At 58.1% G+C, this 14,907-nt stretch carries 15 protein-coding genes; 11 read left to right on the top strand and 4 right to left on the bottom strand.

The features are described from left to right. Nucleotides 1-115: 115 nt before the first annotated feature. Genes GSR16_RS18030 through GSR16_RS18020 form a run of 3 tightly spaced genes read left to right on the top strand, consistent with a single transcriptional unit; the run spans nucleotide 116 to nucleotide 3,859 of the window. The gene (locus GSR16_RS18030; RefSeq protein ID WP_159879826.1) at nucleotides 116-1,279 is read left to right on the top strand and encodes a DegT/DnrJ/EryC1/StrS family aminotransferase; all 1,164 of its coding nucleotides are present in this window, start codon (nucleotides 116-118) and stop codon (nucleotides 1,277-1,279) included. Continuing rightward, nucleotides 1,276-1,953 carry a sugar transferase gene (locus GSR16_RS18025; protein WP_159879824.1) on the top strand — a complete coding sequence of 226 codons (678 nt, stop codon included), beginning with the start codon at nucleotides 1,276-1,278 and terminating at the stop codon, nucleotides 1,951-1,953. The genes GSR16_RS18030 and GSR16_RS18025 overlap by 4 nt, the downstream gene beginning before the upstream one ends. A 22-nt stretch (nucleotides 1,954-1,975) precedes the next feature. Next, nucleotides 1,976-3,859 carry a polysaccharide biosynthesis protein gene (locus tag GSR16_RS18020; RefSeq protein WP_159879822.1) on the top strand — a complete coding sequence of 628 codons (1,884 nt, stop codon included), beginning with the start codon at nucleotides 1,976-1,978 and terminating at the stop codon, nucleotides 3,857-3,859. A gap of 13 nt (nucleotides 3,860-3,872) precedes the next feature. Here the strand turns inward: GSR16_RS18020 and GSR16_RS18015 are convergent, their stop codons facing one another. Next, entirely contained in the window at nucleotides 3,873-5,021 is a 1,149-nt protein-coding gene (locus GSR16_RS18015; protein WP_159879820.1) for a GGDEF domain-containing protein, read from the bottom strand. Between the two features lie 154 nt (nucleotides 5,022-5,175). Between GSR16_RS18015 and GSR16_RS18010 the strand changes: the two genes are divergently transcribed. The 6 genes from GSR16_RS18010 to GSR16_RS17985 all read left to right on the top strand — a co-directional run bounded on the left by GSR16_RS18010 (nucleotide 5,176) and on the right by GSR16_RS17985 (nucleotide 10,200). Beyond that, the gene (locus GSR16_RS18010) at nucleotides 5,176-6,087 is read left to right on the top strand and encodes a LysR family transcriptional regulator (protein ID WP_159879818.1); all 912 of its coding nucleotides are present in this window, start codon (nucleotides 5,176-5,178) and stop codon (nucleotides 6,085-6,087) included. Nucleotides 6,088-6,205: 118 nt separating this feature from the next. Next, nucleotides 6,206-6,976: a histidine phosphatase family protein gene (locus tag GSR16_RS18005; protein WP_159879816.1), complete on the top strand. Its 771-nt coding sequence runs from the start codon at nucleotides 6,206-6,208 to the stop codon at nucleotides 6,974-6,976. 281 nt (nucleotides 6,977-7,257) lie between these two features. Then, the gene (gene aspA / locus GSR16_RS18000) at nucleotides 7,258-8,658 is read left to right on the top strand and encodes an aspartate ammonia-lyase (protein WP_159879814.1); all 1,401 of its coding nucleotides are present in this window, start codon (nucleotides 7,258-7,260) and stop codon (nucleotides 8,656-8,658) included. A 140-nt stretch (nucleotides 8,659-8,798) separates the two neighbouring features. Beyond that, nucleotides 8,799-9,155 (top strand): hypothetical protein, encoded by a 357-nt coding sequence (locus tag GSR16_RS17995; protein WP_159879812.1) that lies wholly within the window; start codon nucleotides 8,799-8,801, stop codon nucleotides 9,153-9,155. 73 nt (nucleotides 9,156-9,228) lie between these two features. After that, nucleotides 9,229-9,468: a DUF2164 domain-containing protein gene (locus GSR16_RS17990; RefSeq protein ID WP_205677459.1), complete on the top strand. Its 240-nt coding sequence runs from the start codon at nucleotides 9,229-9,231 to the stop codon at nucleotides 9,466-9,468. Nucleotides 9,469-9,600: 132 nt separating this feature from the next. Continuing rightward, complete coding sequence (locus tag GSR16_RS17985; RefSeq protein WP_159879810.1) at nucleotides 9,601-10,200, top strand: YdcF family protein; 600 nt, start codon at nucleotides 9,601-9,603, stop codon at nucleotides 10,198-10,200. Between the two features lie 75 nt (nucleotides 10,201-10,275). Here the strand turns inward: GSR16_RS17985 and GSR16_RS17980 are convergent, their stop codons facing one another. Both GSR16_RS17980 and ubiD read right to left on the bottom strand, forming a co-directional pair. Next, on the bottom strand, nucleotides 10,276-10,635 hold the full coding sequence (locus tag GSR16_RS17980; RefSeq protein ID WP_159879808.1) for a 50S ribosome-binding protein YggL: 360 nt from the start codon (nucleotides 10,633-10,635) through the stop codon (nucleotides 10,276-10,278). Between the two features lie 82 nt (nucleotides 10,636-10,717). Further along, nucleotides 10,718-12,193, bottom strand: a complete 1,476-nt coding sequence (gene ubiD, locus GSR16_RS17975; protein ID WP_159879806.1) for a 4-hydroxy-3-polyprenylbenzoate decarboxylase — start codon at nucleotides 12,191-12,193, stop codon at nucleotides 10,718-10,720. Between the two features lie 148 nt (nucleotides 12,194-12,341). Between ubiD and GSR16_RS17970 the strand changes: the two genes are divergently transcribed. Together GSR16_RS17970 and GSR16_RS17965 are read left to right on the top strand one after the other, a co-directional pair. Further along, on the top strand, nucleotides 12,342-12,977 hold the full coding sequence (locus GSR16_RS17970) for an OmpW/AlkL family protein (RefSeq protein ID WP_159879804.1): 636 nt from the start codon (nucleotides 12,342-12,344) through the stop codon (nucleotides 12,975-12,977). A gap of 103 nt (nucleotides 12,978-13,080) precedes the next feature. After that, complete coding sequence (locus tag GSR16_RS17965) at nucleotides 13,081-14,136, top strand: PLP-dependent cysteine synthase family protein (protein ID WP_159879802.1); 1,056 nt, start codon at nucleotides 13,081-13,083, stop codon at nucleotides 14,134-14,136. Nucleotides 14,137-14,157: 21 nt separating this feature from the next. On the opposite strand, the gene GSR16_RS17960 is transcribed toward GSR16_RS17965, so the two are convergent. Further along, nucleotides 14,158-14,829, bottom strand: coding sequence for a pyrimidine 5'-nucleotidase (locus tag GSR16_RS17960; RefSeq protein WP_240902531.1), 672 nt, complete (start codon nucleotides 14,827-14,829; stop codon nucleotides 14,158-14,160). Between the last annotated feature and the right edge of the window lie 78 nt (nucleotides 14,830-14,907).

Here is a 14,907-nt window from a genome sequence, read left to right as displayed (position 1 = left end):
CCGCTACGCTATTTTGTTAGCCGCTCTAAGCGCAGCTGACAAGACCGAATACGCGACTGGCAACCATGCGTCGGCTGCCAGCCATGAACAACGACGCCTATTGAAGATGACGAAAATGAGCGAACAGAAATTCCTGCCCTTTGCCCTGCCGGATATCGGCGAAGACGAAATCAATGAAGTGGTCGACGCCCTGCGTTCCGGCTGGGTGACCACCGGCCCCAAGACCAAGCAGTTCGAAGCCGACTTTGCTGCCTTCATCGGCGAAGGCGTGGAAGCGATTGCCGTAAACTCCGCCACCGCCGGCCTGCATCTGGCGCTGGAAGCCATCGGCATCCAGCCAGGTGACGAAGTGATTGTCCCCAGCTACACCTTTACCGCCACGGCTGAAGTGGTGCGTTATCTGGGCGCCGACCCGGTGGTGGTGGATGTGGACCCGGCCACCTTCAATATCAGCCCGGCTGCCATCCGTGCCGCCATCACGCCGAAGACCCGCGCCATCATGCCGGTGCACTTTGCCGGCCTCGCGTGCGAGATGGACGAAATCATCGCCATCGCGCGCGAACACGGCCTGAAAGTGGTGGAAGACGCTGCGCACGCCCTGCCGACCACCTACAAGGGCAAGCTGGTGGGCACGCTGGATTCGGACGTCACCGTATTCAGCTTCTACGCCAACAAAACCATGACCACCGGCGAAGGCGGTATGGTGGTATCGAAGAACAAGGACATCATTGCCCGCTGCAAGATCATGCGTCTGCATGGCATCAGCCGGGATGCCTTCGACCGCTACGTGTCCAAGACCCCGGCCTGGTATTACGAAGTGATTGCTCCCGGCTTCAAATACAATATGCCGGATACCGCCGCGGCCATGGGCATCCACCAGTTGAAGAAGATTGTCGCCTTCCGCGAAAAGCGCGAAGTCATGGCCCAGCGCTTCGACCGCGAACTGGCCGACTTGCCCTTGATTCTGCCGGCCCGCCCCGCCCATGCCGGGGACCGTCATGCCTGGCACCTCTACCCGGTGCGCATCAAGCCGGAAGCCGGCATCAGCCGTGACGACTTCATCCTGCGCATGGCCGAAAAGGGCATTGGCTGCTCGGTGCACTTCATCCCGCTGCATCGCCAGCCGGTATGGCGCGATGGCTACCAGCTGGATCGTGCTGCCTTCCCGGTGGCGGATGCCGCCTTCGAGGCGGAAGTCACCCTGCCGCTGTACACCCGCATGAACGAGGACGATCAGACCCGCGTGATTGCCGCCGTGCGTGAGATTCTGGGCGCATGAGTCAGCACAAGCCGTTAGCGCCGGGTGAAGGCCCGGCCTTGTTACCACCGTGCTGCCGTCCGCCGGGTGCCGGCTCGGCACTGCTCAAGCGCCTGTTCGACCTGATTGCCGCCAGCATCGGCCTGCTGCTGCTGGCCGGGCCGCTGCTGCTGGTGGCCTTGTGGATCAAGCTCGATTCCCCCGGCCCGGTGTTTTTCCGCCAGGTGCGGGTAGGGCGCGGCGGCATGCTGTTCCGCATCCACAAATTCCGCACCATGCAGGTGAATACCGAGGTGCAGGGCCAGCTGACCGTGGGGGCGGACAGCCGCGTCACCGGTGCCGGGCGCTTTCTGCGCAAGAGCAAACTGGATGAACTGCCACAATTGCTGGACGTGCTGTTCGGCGACATGAGCCTGGTGGGCCCGCGCCCGGAAGTGCCCAAGTACGTGGCTCACTACCCGGAAGAAGTGAAAGACATCGTGCTGTCGGTGCGCCCCGGCATCACCGACTGGGCCTCCATCCGCATGATTGATGAAAACGAGATCCTGGGCCGCGCGGCGGACCCGGAACGCGCTTATATCGAACAGATCCTGCCGGAAAAACTGGGCTATTACGTGCGCTATGCGCAAACCCACAGCCTGCTGGAAGATATCCGCATCATCTTCGCCACCTTGCTGAAAATCGTGCTGCGCTGATGGCCGTGAAAGTTGATTCGACATGCTAGACAAACTGCTGACCTTTTCCCGTCACAACAAGATGGCGCTGCTGGCGCTGATGGATGCGCTGCTGCTGCCGCTGGCCCTGTGGAGCGCGGTCGTCCTGCGCCTGGGCGGCTACTGGGACCCCAAGCTGGACCCGTACCTGTGGATCTTCATCGTGCCGCCGCTGTGGGTGATTCCCATCTTCGTCAAGCTGGGGCTGTACCGTGCGGTGCTGAAGTATCTGGACGACAAGATTGTCTACACCGTGTTCACCGGGGTCAGCCTGGCGGTGCTGGTGCTGACGGCGGTGATCGTGATGGCGCGCATTGCACCGTTCCCGCGTTCGTCCATCATCATTTTCTGGATGTTCGCCATGGCCTATATCGGTGGCAGCCGCTTTGTGCTGCGCGGCCTGGTGCGGCGGATAGATTCAGTAGATGCCCCGCGTGAACACGTCATCATCTACGGTGCCGGTCAGGCCGGGGTGCAGCTGATGCTGGCCTTGCAGGCTGGCAAGGAATACCGGCCGATGGCCTTTGTCGATGACAATCCGGAAAGCTGGCGGCGTACCTACCGCGGCCTGACCGTGCATGCGCCGGAAGATTTGCCGCTGCTGATCGAGGAAACCACAGCCAGTTGCATCCTGCTGGCCATGCCTTCGGTCAGCCGTGGCCGGCAGCGTGAAATCCTGGAGTCGCTGGAACACTTGCGCATTCCCATCAAGCGCCTGCCCGGCATGGCCGATCTGGTTTCGGGTGAAGCGCGGGTAGAAGAGCTGAAAGAAGTGGAAATCGAAGACCTGCTGGGCCGCGACCCGGTACCGCCGCGTCCCGAACTGCTGGCCCGCAATATCCAGGGCCGGGTGGTGATGGTGACCGGCGCGGGCGGTTCCATCGGCTCCGAGCTGGTACGGCAGATCGCCCGCAACAATCCGGCGCGCATCGTACTGTTCGAGCTGACCGAATTTGCCCTGTACGCCATCGACCAGGAACTGTCGCAACTGGCACCGGATATCCCGCGCACGCCGGTGCTCGGCTCGGTCACCGACTATGCCCGCCTGTGCCAGATCATGCGTACCTTCCAGGTGGAAACCGTGTATCACGCCGCGGCTTACAAGCATGTGCCGATGGTGGAGCACAATCCGGTGGCCGGCATCGTCAACAATGCCTTTGGTACCGATACCACTGCGCGCGCGGCAGAAGACTGCGGCGTGGATACCTTCGTGCTGATTTCCACCGACAAGGCGGTACGCCCCACCAATGTGATGGGCGCCACCAAGCGGCTGGCCGAACTCACCTTGCAGGGCCGTCACGCCAGCGGCAGCAACACCCGTTTTGTCATGGTGCGCTTTGGCAATGTGCTGGGCAGCTCCGGTTCGGTGGTGCCGCTGTTCAAGAAGCAGATCAAGATTGGTGGGCCGGTGACCGTGACCCATCCGGACATCACCCGTTACTTCATGACCATTCCGGAAGCGGCCCAACTGGTGATTCAGGCCGGGGCGATGGGCGAGGGCGGTGATGTATTTGTGCTGGACATGGGCGAGCCGGTGAAAATTGCCGAACTGGCGCGCCGCATGGTGCATCTGTCCGGGCTGGAAGTGCGTGATGACAAACACCCGGGCGGGGATATCGAGATCCGCTTCTCCGGCTTGCGGCCGGGCGAGAAGCTGTACGAAGAGCTGCTGATCGGTGACAACGTACTGGCCACCGACCATCCGCGCATCCTGCGGGCACAGGAATACCATCTGCCGGCAGAGGAACTGCAACACTTCCTGCAACAGCTGGACGAAGCCTGCCACGCGCTCGATGGCGCACAGGCATTCGCGCTGATGCAGCAAGTGGTGCATGAATTCCGCGCCGCCCCTGCAACCCAGGACTGGGTAGTGCTGCAACAGGGTTGAAGCGATTGGCTGCCTAGCGGCTGATTACCTGGTTCCGTCCTTGCTGTTTGGCCTGATACATGCGCGCATCGGCCAGCTCCACCAACTGGCGGCGCGCATTGCATTTGTCGGCCAGTCGCTCTGCCAGGCCGATGCTGGCGGTCAGCGGTGTACCGTCCGGGCGTTGGCCCAGACCGTTGTTACGCAGGCGTTCCAAGGCAATCTCACCCTGAAGCCGGTCGGTATTGGGCATCAGCAGCAGAAACTCTTCTCCACCCCAGCGCACCAGTACGTCTCCCCGCCGCATATTCAGCTGGATCTGCTGCACCAGCTGCTTGAGAGTCTTGTCGCCAGCGGCATGACCAAAGGCATCGTTAATGCTCTTGAAGTGATCCAGATCGATGAAGGCAATTGCCAGTGGCAGCTGGTTTCTTTCGGCATTCACCAGTTGCAGCTCCAGCATTTCGATACCGCTGCGGCGTGAAAAGGCTGCCGTGAGCGGGTCGCGAATGGTCTGTCCTACCAGGGCGATGATAAAGGCCAGCTGGCTGATACTGGCCAGCGATGAAACCGCCGCCAGCAGCGACAGCAACCAGAATTCACCACCAAATGATGGCCAACTGGCAACCGACCAGTCCAATATCCAGGCCAGTGCATAAGCCAGCAGCACCGGCATGGCAAAGGCCAGGCTTTCCAGCAGGGTAAGGGGGAAGATGGCAATGGCGGCCAGCAGCACAAAAGGCAGGAAGGCATAGCCGGTCCCCACTGCGGCAGATACGCCTTCCAGGTGGTACTGTGTCATCAGCATGTGTGAGCCGATGTAGAACAGGGTAGGGATGGCAAACAGCATGGCCATGCCCTGATAGGCCGGCTTCAGCCGCCCATCCTGCGGATACCACACCACCAGTGCGGCAAAGGCGACGGTGGAGAGCAGACGCAGGGTAGCCAGCCTTTCCCACAACCCCGCCGGCAGGGCAAGCACGTCTACCACGATCCACAGCGGGGTAAGCACCGCAAACAACAGGGCAAACAGCCGGACGCGATTAACCAGCATCAGCGCACGGCGTTGCTGCAGCAAGGGCATGTGTTGATGAGGACTGATCAGCCAGCTGGTTTCATCACTGGCAATTTCGCCGGGCAACAGGCCTAGGACCCGTCGCCAGATAGTGTGTGTGATTCTCATTGTCGGACAAGTTTTTCGTTTGCAGCATTGTAGGGGCAATGTGCGGTGCAACATTGTAAAATATCAAATCCTGCCAAAATTGACTGCGAATGCTCTGAATAGTTGGCTGAATTTAAAGAATAATTAACAGCAACAGACTTGGGAGTTAATCAGAATGGAAACCCGCTGGCTGGAGGACTTTCTGGTTCTGGCTGATACCGGTAGTTTTACCCGTTCCGCCGAGGTTCGTCACCTTACTCAGCCGGCATTTTCACGGCGTATAAAATCGCTGGAAAGCTGGTTTGGTGCCGACCTGATTGATCGCACCACTTATCCGACCAAGCTGACAGCGGCAGGCGAATTGCTGCGGGAGCAGGCGGTGCAGATGCTGGCACAGATCAACAGTACCCGGGCCCAGTTGCGCGGCTTGCAGCCCTTGCCGGCAGGTACCCTCAGCCTTGCCGTACCACATACCCTGTCGTTTTCATTCTTCCCCAAATGGCTCACCCGGATGGAGCAGGGCTTTGGCCCGCTGTCCTGCCGCTTGCAGGCCAGCAATGTGCATGATGCCTTGCTGGCATTTGTTGAGGGCGGCTGCGATTTGCTGATGTGCTATCACCACCCGAAGCAACCGGTGGAACTGACCGATCCGCGCTACAGCGGACTCAGGTTGGGGGTGGAAACATTGCGTCCCTATGTCCGCAGCAATCCTGACCACAGCCCTAGCCATGCCTTGCCCGGCAGCGCCGCGCAGCCGCTGCCTTTCCTCGGCTATGCCAGCAATGCCTACTTCCGCCTGATGACCGACCTGATTCTTGAAGCCGCACCTGCTCCCACCTTCCTGTCGCTGCGTTATGAAACGGATATGGCGGAGGGGCTGAAAAACATGGTGCTGGAAGGACATGGCGTGGCATTTCTACCTACCGGCTCGGTACAGAACGAGCTGCGTACCAAACAACTGGTATTGGCTGCAGCGCAAGGCTGGAGCGTGGACATGGAAGTACGCCTGTATCGCGACAACAAACGCAGCCGTCCCGAACTGGATGCTTTCTGGGATTACCTGGTCGCCAGTACACAACCGGTGTAGCAAGCAGGTCAGATTCGGAGCAATCTTGGCAAATTGTAGACGATTGCCTGCTGTTACTTGCGTGCCGATTTTCTAGCATGGCCTCTCGCTAAGGTTCACCACGGCAGAGGGGGTAGTAATGAAGTACGGCAAAATTGTGCAATGGATGGTGTGTTGTCTGGTCATGCATACTGGCCAGCTGGCAGTTGCGGCCGACAGCCCGGTGGTGGATGTGTATTTATTGCGTCATGGTAAAACCATGTTCAATACCACCAGTCAGGTGCAGGGCTGGTCTGATACTCCGTTAACGGTAGAGGGTATCAAGGGGGCTGAAGAGGCTGGCAGGGGCTTGGCCGCTGCCCACTTCATCGCCGTCTATAGCAGCGATCTGGGGCGCGCGCGCGCCACGGCCAGGATAGTGCTGGCGCAGGGAAAGCAGGGCATGCTGCCGGTGCAGGAGGATGAGCGCTTTCGGGAATGGAGTTACGGCAGCTTTGAAGGCAGACCAGATGTGGAGATGTGGACGCCTTTATTCCGTCAGCAGGGGATGATCTTTGATCCGCAGTGGGGAAACTGGGGCGCGTTCACAAGCAAGATGAGTGACCGGGCCATTGCGCAGGCTATTCATGACGCAGACCCGCGCGGCTGGGCGGAAACCTATCCGCAGATCGAGTCGCGGCTGCGTGCCGGCATGCAAGATGTAGTAAGCAAGGCCTTGGCGACTGGCGGTGGCAAAGTATTGGTTGTCAGCCATGGTGGTGCCATTCTTACCATTCTGGACCTGCTGGTAGCAGGGCAGGCCAAGGGAGTGGATATTCCCAATAGCAGTATCACGGTGTTGCGCTATCAGAAGGGGCAGTATCACCTACTCAAGGCGGGGGATCTGAGCTACCTGCATTCTCCATTCTGAGTCCAGGCGTGGTTGGCGGCAGTGCTGCGGATGCTGCCGCAATCGATGAGCTGATATCCAGGCCAGTCCCCACGGTTTCAACTGGCTCATCCTGCATGCCAGTGCCGCTTGGACAGCCAGGCTAGCGTCATCCCTGTGTTCAGAAAACCAGGTACTTTCATGGTTATGCAAAATTTGCATGATGTGATTGCGAATCGGAATTAGCCAAGCCACCTCCTGCCGGCCTACAGTCTGCCCCCATCACTCCGCATGGGCGGGGACTACTGACAAAGGCTTGCTGCATGTCCACCCGTATCGAACACGACCTGCTTGGCGATCGCGCCGTCCCGGCTGCGGCATACTGGGGTGTCCACACCCTGCGGGCAGTGGAGAACTTTCCCATCACCGGCCAAACCATCTCCAGCTATGGCGACCTGATCATCGCCCTGGCGCAGATCAAGAAAGCGGCTGCCCAGGCTAACCGTGATCTTGGTCTCTTGGATGATGTGCGTGCCCAGGCTATTGTCGATGCTTGCGACGAGCTGGTGGATGGCAAGTTGCACGACCAGTTCGTGGTGGATGTGATTCAGGGTGGTGCTGGTACGTCCACCAATATGAATGCCAACGAAGTCATCGCCAACCGTGCACTGGAAATCCTCGGCCACGCCAAGGGCGAGTACGACAAGCTGCATCCCAATGAACACGTCAACATGGGGCAGAGCACCAACGACGTGTACCCTACCGCCTTGCGCCTGGCCACCTACTGGGGCGTGCTGCGCCTGCAGCGCACCATGTTCGTGTTGCGGGAGGCATTTGCGGCCAAGGCAGAAGAATTCAAGAACGTACTGAAGATGGGCCGTACCCAGTTGCAGGATGCCGTGCCGATGACGCTGGGTCAGGAATTCCAGACCTATGCGGTGATGCTGGGCGAGGACGAACAGCGCCTGAGCGAGGCCCGCGCCCTGATGCTGGAAATCAATCTGGGTGCCACCGCCATCGGCACCGGCATTACCGCTCACCCGGACTATGCACGGCTGGTGTGTCTACACCTTTCGGAACTGACCGGCCTCAAGCTGATGACGGCACCCAACCTGATCGAAGCCACCCAGGATTGTGGTGCATTCGTGCAGCTGTCCGGCGTGCTCAAACGCGTGGCAGTCAAACTGTCCAAAACCTGCAACGATCTGCGACTACTGTCATCCGGTCCGCGCGCCGGCATTGGCGACATCAATCTGCCGGCCCGTCAGGCTGGCTCATCCATCATGCCGGGCAAGGTCAATCCGGTGATTCCGGAAGTGGTTAACCAGGTAGCTTTCGAGGTGATCGGCAACGACATGACCATCACCATGGCTGCCGAGGGCGGCCAGCTGCAGCTCAATGCCTTCGAACCAGTGATTGCCTACAGCATGTTCCGCAGCGTGCGTCATCTGGCCAACGCCTGCAGCACGCTGACCGAGCATTGCGTCAAAGGCATCACAGCCAATGAAGCCAAGTTGCGTAGCGACGTACTCAATTCCATCGGTCTGGTGACCGCACTCAACCCCATCATCGGCTACGCCGCCGCCACTGCTGTGGCAGCGGAGGCACATGCCACGGGCGGCAGTGTCTACGATATCGTGCTGGAGCGCGGGCTGATGCAGCGTGCCCAGCTGGACGAAGCCCTGCTGCCCGAAGCTTTGACACAGCCACGCTGGCTGTCATAACCGTGTTCTGCTGTCGGTACTTGTCCGGTACCGACTTTCCTGTGTTGGCCGGGTAGCTTACCCGGCCATTTTTTTATTGCTTGTGCCAGTCAGGGACTGGATGTATAAGCTTATTGTGCAATGCACAATGGAGCTTGATCATGATACAGGCACTGATCTGGTGGCTGGAAAACAGCCCGCGCTGGCTGAGCTGCCTTGCCGAGCATGGCCGCAGCCAACAGGAAGTACTGCGTTCGGCCGTCTTTCACTCCGGCCATGTGCTGTGCAGCCAGGCGGCCATACCGGACAAGCTGAGCCGGCTGAGCCGGCGCGCCGGGGCCGATGCCATTACCTTGCTGCATGGCAATGCGCAGACCCAGTTGGTGCTGTGCCGCCAGTTGCCCTTGCCCCCTCACGACCCATGCCTGCTGTACCAGACCGGACAAAAATTGCAGCAGCGCACTGGCCAGCACCTGCTGCAGGGGCTGGTGGATATCGGGCGCGCCCTGTTGCGTTAGTCGCCGAAAGCGGCTTTGCAGCACGCTGGCGACAAGGCACAATGCCGGGCTCAATTCGCGCGAAAGCCCTGCCATGCCCACTCAGTCCATGCTCAGCCAGCCACAATTGCAACAACTGGCACCTGCCGTGCAGCAATACCTGTCCCGTGAATTGCAGGTGGAGGTGGGCGCATTCGACGCCCAGTTCCTGCTCGACTTTGTGGCGGCGCAGATTGGCCGGCAGATTTATAACCAGGCGCTGGAAGATGCACAGCAGGCACTCAGTCAGCGCATGGAGTCACTGCAGGCGGCAATCTGGGATCTGGAAAAGTAATCTAGCTGCCGATTTCTTGCTCGACCGACTACCAGTCATGCCAGCAGGGTGAACCGTCAGTGGCTGCCATCTGTCCGTCAACAGGGTTACAATCGGGTCTTTCCTCTTCCTGCTGCCATTGGCCATTGCTTCATGCTTTATCTGCGTCTGATGCTCAAAGGTTTCCTGCTGGCCGTGCTGATGGTATTGCTCGGCTTTGGCTACATGGCCTGGACCATTGTGCATTATGCAGACGAGCCGGCCAGCACGCCTGCCGATGCCGCGCTGGTACTGGGTGCCGCTGCCTGGGGTAGCAAACCCTCACCGGTGCTGCGCGAACGCATCAACCATGCGGTTACCCTCTACAAGCAAGGGCGGGTGCGCTGGATCGTATTTACCGGTGGCACGCCAGAACCGGGCTATCCAACCGAGGCTGATGTCGGGCGCGAGTTCGCCTTGCGCCAGGGTGTACCGATGACGGCCATGCTGGTGGAAAACGAATCCCGTACTACATGGCAGAACCTGGAAAATGCCGGCAAGCTGGCAGGTCCTTTCGGGATACATTCTTTTTTGCTGGTCAGCGACCCGCTGCACATGCGCCGTGCGGTGTTGATGGCGCATGATCTGGGCTTGGCCGCTGCACCGGCACCTACCCAGTCCAGTCGTTATGTCAGCTGGAGTAACAAGATAAAATTTCTCGCCAGAGAGACCTGGTTATATGTCGGTTACCGGGTATTTCGCAAGCTGTCCTGAGCCAGCGATAAAAGTGCGCTGCAATGAAAAAAACCGGCCTTTAAGCCGGTTCTTTTCTATAGGGTGGCAGCGAAATTACACCGAGTGCCACAAATCGATCAGATCACCCGCTTCAACATCGGAAACTTCACTGCGTGCTTGCAGCCAGGCTACCAGTTTGGCGCGGATTTCTTCGGTAATGGCTACTTCGCCCACCGGGAATACCACGCCTTCCAGGCGGCTCTTGCCATCGAAATGGCCGCCAAAGCTGATGGCTGCTTCATCAATGCAGTTCAGCCAGTCATCCAGCAGGCTGTCGGTATTGACATCGGCTGCAACGGTGGCAATCAAGTGGAAGCCAAGCTCGCGGTATTCACCCACGCGCATTTTCTTGCGTTGGCGATGGTTCAGGCGCTTCAGGCGCTGGGTGGAATTGGGGTTGTGCAGATCAGACATGAATGCTCCAGATACGAATTGACGCCGCGATGATAACAGGCATTGCCGGCCGGCAGGAAAATAGCCGGCCCGGCAAGGTCACTTACAGTCCGAGTTGCGCCCACAGGGCATCCACCCTGGTCTTGACGGCATCATCCATTACGATGGGGACACCCCATTCGCGATTGGTTTCGCCCGGCATCTTGTTGGTGGCATCCAGCCCCATCTTGCCGCCCAGACCGGAAACCGGGCTGGCAAAGTCGAGATAATCAATCGGGGTATGCTCGATCAGAGTGGTATCGCGTACCGGATCCATGCGGGTGGTAATGGCCCACATCACTTCCTTCCAGTCGCGGCAGTCCACGTCATCGTCCACCACGATGATGAACTTGGTGTACATGAACTGGCGCAGGAAGCTCCAGCAACCCATCATCACCCGCTTGGCGTGGCCAGGATATTGCTTCTTGATACTGATTACCGCCATGCGATAACTGCAGCCTTCCGGCGGCAGATAGAAGTCGACGATCTCCGGAAACTGCTTTTGCAGAATGGGTACAAATACTTCGTTCAGTGCCACGCCCAGCACCGCAGGCTCGTCCGGTGGTTTGCCGGTATAGGTACTGTGATAGATCGGATTCTCACGCATGGTGATGCGGTCGATGGTGAATACCGGGAAGTGATCCTGCTCGTTGTAATAGCCGGTATGGTCGCCATACGGGCCTTCCAGTGCCATGTCATCGGGATGGATATGGCCTTCCAGAACAATCTCGGCCCGTGCCGGCACTTGCAGGTCAGAGCCGATGCATTTCACCAGCTCGGTACGGCTGCCGCGCAGCAAGCCGGCAAACTGGTATTCGGACAAGGTATCCGGCACCGGAGTGACTGCGCCCAGAATGGTCGCCGGATCGCAGCCCAGCACCACGGCCACCGGATAGGGCTGGTCCGGGTTCTGCTGGCGGAATTCACGATAATCCAGCGCGCCGCCACGATGCGCCAACCAGCGCATGATGACGCGGTTTTTGCCGATGACCTGCTGGCGGTAGATGCCCAGGTTCTGTCGTTTCTTGTTTGGGCCGCGGGTTACCGTCAGGCCCCAGGTAATCAGCGGCGCCACATCGCCCGGCCAGCAATGCTGGATGGGCAGGCGCGACAAGTCCACCTCGTCACCCTCCCACACAATCTGCTGACATGGCGCCTTGCTGACCACCTTGGGTGCCATGGACAACACCTGCTTGAGCAAGGGCAGCTTGTCCCAGGCTTCACGCAAGCCCTTGGGCGGTTCCGGCTCTTTCAGATAGGCGAGCGTCTTGCCGATTTCCCGCAGTTGCATAACATCGCTGGCCCCCATTCCCATGGCTACCCGCTTGGGTGTGCCAAACAGATTGGCCAGTACCGGCATGCTGTATGACTGGGTATCTTGCCGGGGGTGCGTGAACAGCAGAGCCGGGCCAGCAGCCTTCAGCACCCGGTCGCCGATCTCGGTCATTTCCAGATAAGGAGACACCGGTACATCGATTCTTTTCAATTCACCTTGCTGTTCCAATTGAGCAACAAAGTCCCGCAGGTCGGCATATTTCATGACTGTTTCATGATCTTAAGCAAAGTTTTGACCGGGAGGTTTGGTTAACCTCCGCTTGAACGTCGCAAGCTACTGCCGGCCTATTAGAAAGTCAATTACGGTAGTGGCCCAAGACCGTGAACTTGCCTACACTCTTGGAGAATACAAAATGAAAAAGCTTGCTCTGGCTGCGGCCATCGGTCTGATTTCCGCTAGTGCCTTCGCCGCCCAAGGCGACATCATCGCGCGTTTCCGCGTGATCAATGTGAACCCGTCCTCCTCTTGGAGTAACGGTACTGTCGGTTCTGCGTTGAATCTGACCGGTGTAGATGCCAATGATGATACCGTGCCGGAACTGGACTTCACCTACATGATCACCAACAACATCGGTGCTGAACTGATCTTGGGTACCAGCCGTCACAGCGTTACTGCTCATTCCAGCACTTTGGGCGATGTTTCTCTGGGGAAAGTATCTGCCCTGCCGCCGACTGTTACCCTGCAGTATCACTTCTCCCCGGACAGCACCGTATTCCGTCCCTATGTTGGTGCCGGTATCAACTACACCCGTTTCTATAACAATGGGCTTTCCGCAGCTGGTACTGATCTGAACGTGAAGAAGAACAGCTACGGTCCGGCCCTGCAAATCGGTGCCGACTTCCCGATCAGCAAGAGCTTCTTCGTCAACGTTGACGTGAAAAAGATCTGGATGAAGACCGACGTAACCACTCAATCCACTGGTGCTTCCGTTGGCACCCTGAAGATCGATCCGCTGGTGGTTGGTCTGGGTATCGGTACCAAGTTCTAAGCAACTTGTTTTGCCGCAAGAAAGCGCCTCCTGCCGGAGGCGCTTTTTTTATTTCCGTGCAATAGAATAATGTATTCTAAATTTATGCATTAAGGAGATAAAAATGGGCAATTGGGCTAGCACCGCCATCCGCAAGATCGAAGCGGATTTCAACCGCTCCAGCGACACGCATCTGATACCGCTGCAGATTCCGGCGCTGCCGCAAATCCAGTTGTATTTCAAGGACGAGTCCACACATCCCACCGGTAGTCTCAAGCACCGCCTGGCACGTTCACTATTTCTATATGGCTTGTGTAATGGCTGGATTCGTTACAACACCACCATTATCGAGGCTTCCAGCGGCAGTACCGCAGTATCCGAGGCTTACTTTGCCCGTTTGCTGGGCCTGCCTTTCATTGCGGTAATGCCGCGTGGCACATCTGCTGAAAAAATCCGCTCCATCGAGTTTTATGGCGGTCGCTGCCATCTGGTTGACGACCCGGCCACCATCTACGAAGAGTCACGTCGTCTGGCACAAGAGTTGAATGGCCATTACATGGATCAGTTCACCTATGCCGAACGAGCTACCGACTGGCGCGGCAATAACAATATCGCCGACACCATCTTCAAGCAGATGGAACTGGAGCCAAATCCGGTTCCCGAGTGGATTGTCTGCGGTGCCGGTACGGGTGGGACTTCAGCCACCTTTGGTCGCTATACGCGTTATCAGAAGCTGGCCACCCAGATCTGCGTGGTGGATCCGGAAAATTCGGTGTTCTACGACAGTTATTACAGCGGAAAAACCGATTGCCGCTGCGAAGGCGGCTCCGGGGTGGAGGGCATAGGTCGCCCCCGGGTCGAACCGTCCTTCATTCCCACGGTCATCGACAAGGTCATCCGCGTTCCCAATGTGGCCAGCTATGCAGCCATCCATTTCTTGGAAGAAGTGATGGGGCGTAAGTGCGGTGGCTCAACGGGTACCAATCTGTACGGTGTCTGCGAGCTGGTTAGCGATATGGTAAAGAATGGTCGTCACGGCTCAGTCGTTACCTTGATCTGCGACGATGGCAATCGCTATCTGAATAGCTATTACCAGCCACAATGGCTAGATGAAAATGGCTACGAGATTGCAAGTTGGGTAGAACGCTATCGCCGTTTCTTCTATGAAGGGCGTTGGTAATTTCTGCGTGGCAATGCGCTCCTACCAGGCACGGTGCAGTAGCTGGTTTAGTCGACTTATCCGCATGTCGACAAATGCCGGTTTGCGGCACTGTTTGCTAATCCACACAGTGCGCATGCCCAGAGACTTGGCGGCATGCAGATTGGGGAGTGAATCTTCCACCATGATGCAGAGTGAAGGATCAAGTCTTTCTGCTTGTAGCATTGCCCGGAAGCCTCGACGGTCCGGCTTGGGATGAAACCGCATGCGCTCCATACCGTAGCAAGCAGCAATAAGGGGCCGAATGCGCATTCGATCCAATAGGCCCTCTATATAGTGCTGGGGCCCATTCGAAAGTACGAATTTGCGGCCAGGCAAGTGCTGCAGGGTTGCTGTCAGCTTTGGCTCCCACTCCAGCCAATCATATAACTGATCAAGCTGATGGGTTTCCTGCAGGAAATGATGCGCATCCACGCCATGATGGCGGACCAATCCTTGCAGCGTTGCCCCGTAGCGATGCCAGTACAGTGTGCGCAGATGGCGTGCTTCTGCTTCAGTCATCTGCAAGTGATGCTCCATGTACAGGTTCATCATGCGGCTGATCTGGGCAAATATACCCAGGCTGGCGTTATGCAGTGTGTCGTCGAGGTCAAAAATCCAGGTAGGTGAGGTCATTCGGTGGCTGAGTGGCAGAAATTGGCTGCTCATTATCATGGTGATATTTCGTTTGTGTCACACCAGAGTGGCCAGCAGCAATCTACTACGGTAGAGGGTTTCATTTAAAAACAATGA

It is taken from the genome of Aquitalea denitrificans, assembly GCF_009856625.1.
Classification (GTDB): domain Bacteria; phylum Pseudomonadota; class Gammaproteobacteria; order Burkholderiales; family Chromobacteriaceae; genus Aquitalea; species Aquitalea denitrificans.
Note: the sequence above shows the minus strand (reverse complement) of the source record. Positions and strands in the feature narration are given on the sequence as shown.

What these genes read in the sequence shown, in the direction of transcription:
- GSR16_RS18030 (WP_159879826.1), top strand. Translation starts at nt 116, where the DNA reads ATGAGCGAACAGAAATTCCTGCCCTTTGCCCTGCCGGATATCGGCGAA.
- GSR16_RS18025 (WP_159879824.1), top strand. Translation starts at nt 1,276, where the DNA reads ATGAGTCAGCACAAGCCGTTAGCGCCGGGTGAAGGCCCGGCCTTGTTA.
- GSR16_RS18020 (WP_159879822.1), top strand. Translation starts at nt 1,976, where the DNA reads ATGCTAGACAAACTGCTGACCTTTTCCCGTCACAACAAGATGGCGCTG.
- GSR16_RS18015 (WP_159879820.1), bottom strand. Translation starts at nt 5,021, where the DNA reads ATGAGAATCACACACACTATCTGGCGACGGGTCCTAGGCCTGTTGCCC.
- GSR16_RS18010 (WP_159879818.1), top strand. Translation starts at nt 5,176, where the DNA reads ATGGAAACCCGCTGGCTGGAGGACTTTCTGGTTCTGGCTGATACCGGT.
- GSR16_RS18005 (WP_159879816.1), top strand. Translation starts at nt 6,206, where the DNA reads ATGAAGTACGGCAAAATTGTGCAATGGATGGTGTGTTGTCTGGTCATG.
- aspA (WP_159879814.1), top strand. Translation starts at nt 7,258, where the DNA reads ATGTCCACCCGTATCGAACACGACCTGCTTGGCGATCGCGCCGTCCCG.
- GSR16_RS17995 (WP_159879812.1), top strand. Translation starts at nt 8,799, where the DNA reads ATGATACAGGCACTGATCTGGTGGCTGGAAAACAGCCCGCGCTGGCTG.
- GSR16_RS17990 (WP_205677459.1), top strand. Translation starts at nt 9,229, where the DNA reads ATGCCCACTCAGTCCATGCTCAGCCAGCCACAATTGCAACAACTGGCA.
- GSR16_RS17985 (WP_159879810.1), top strand. Translation starts at nt 9,601, where the DNA reads ATGCTTTATCTGCGTCTGATGCTCAAAGGTTTCCTGCTGGCCGTGCTG.
- GSR16_RS17980 (WP_159879808.1), bottom strand. Translation starts at nt 10,635, where the DNA reads ATGTCTGATCTGCACAACCCCAATTCCACCCAGCGCCTGAAGCGCCTG.
- ubiD (WP_159879806.1), bottom strand. Translation starts at nt 12,193, where the DNA reads ATGAAATATGCCGACCTGCGGGACTTTGTTGCTCAATTGGAACAGCAA.
- GSR16_RS17970 (WP_159879804.1), top strand. Translation starts at nt 12,342, where the DNA reads ATGAAAAAGCTTGCTCTGGCTGCGGCCATCGGTCTGATTTCCGCTAGT.
- GSR16_RS17965 (WP_159879802.1), top strand. Translation starts at nt 13,081, where the DNA reads ATGGGCAATTGGGCTAGCACCGCCATCCGCAAGATCGAAGCGGATTTC.
- GSR16_RS17960 (WP_240902531.1), bottom strand. Translation starts at nt 14,829, where the DNA reads ATGATAATGAGCAGCCAATTTCTGCCACTCAGCCACCGAATGACCTCA.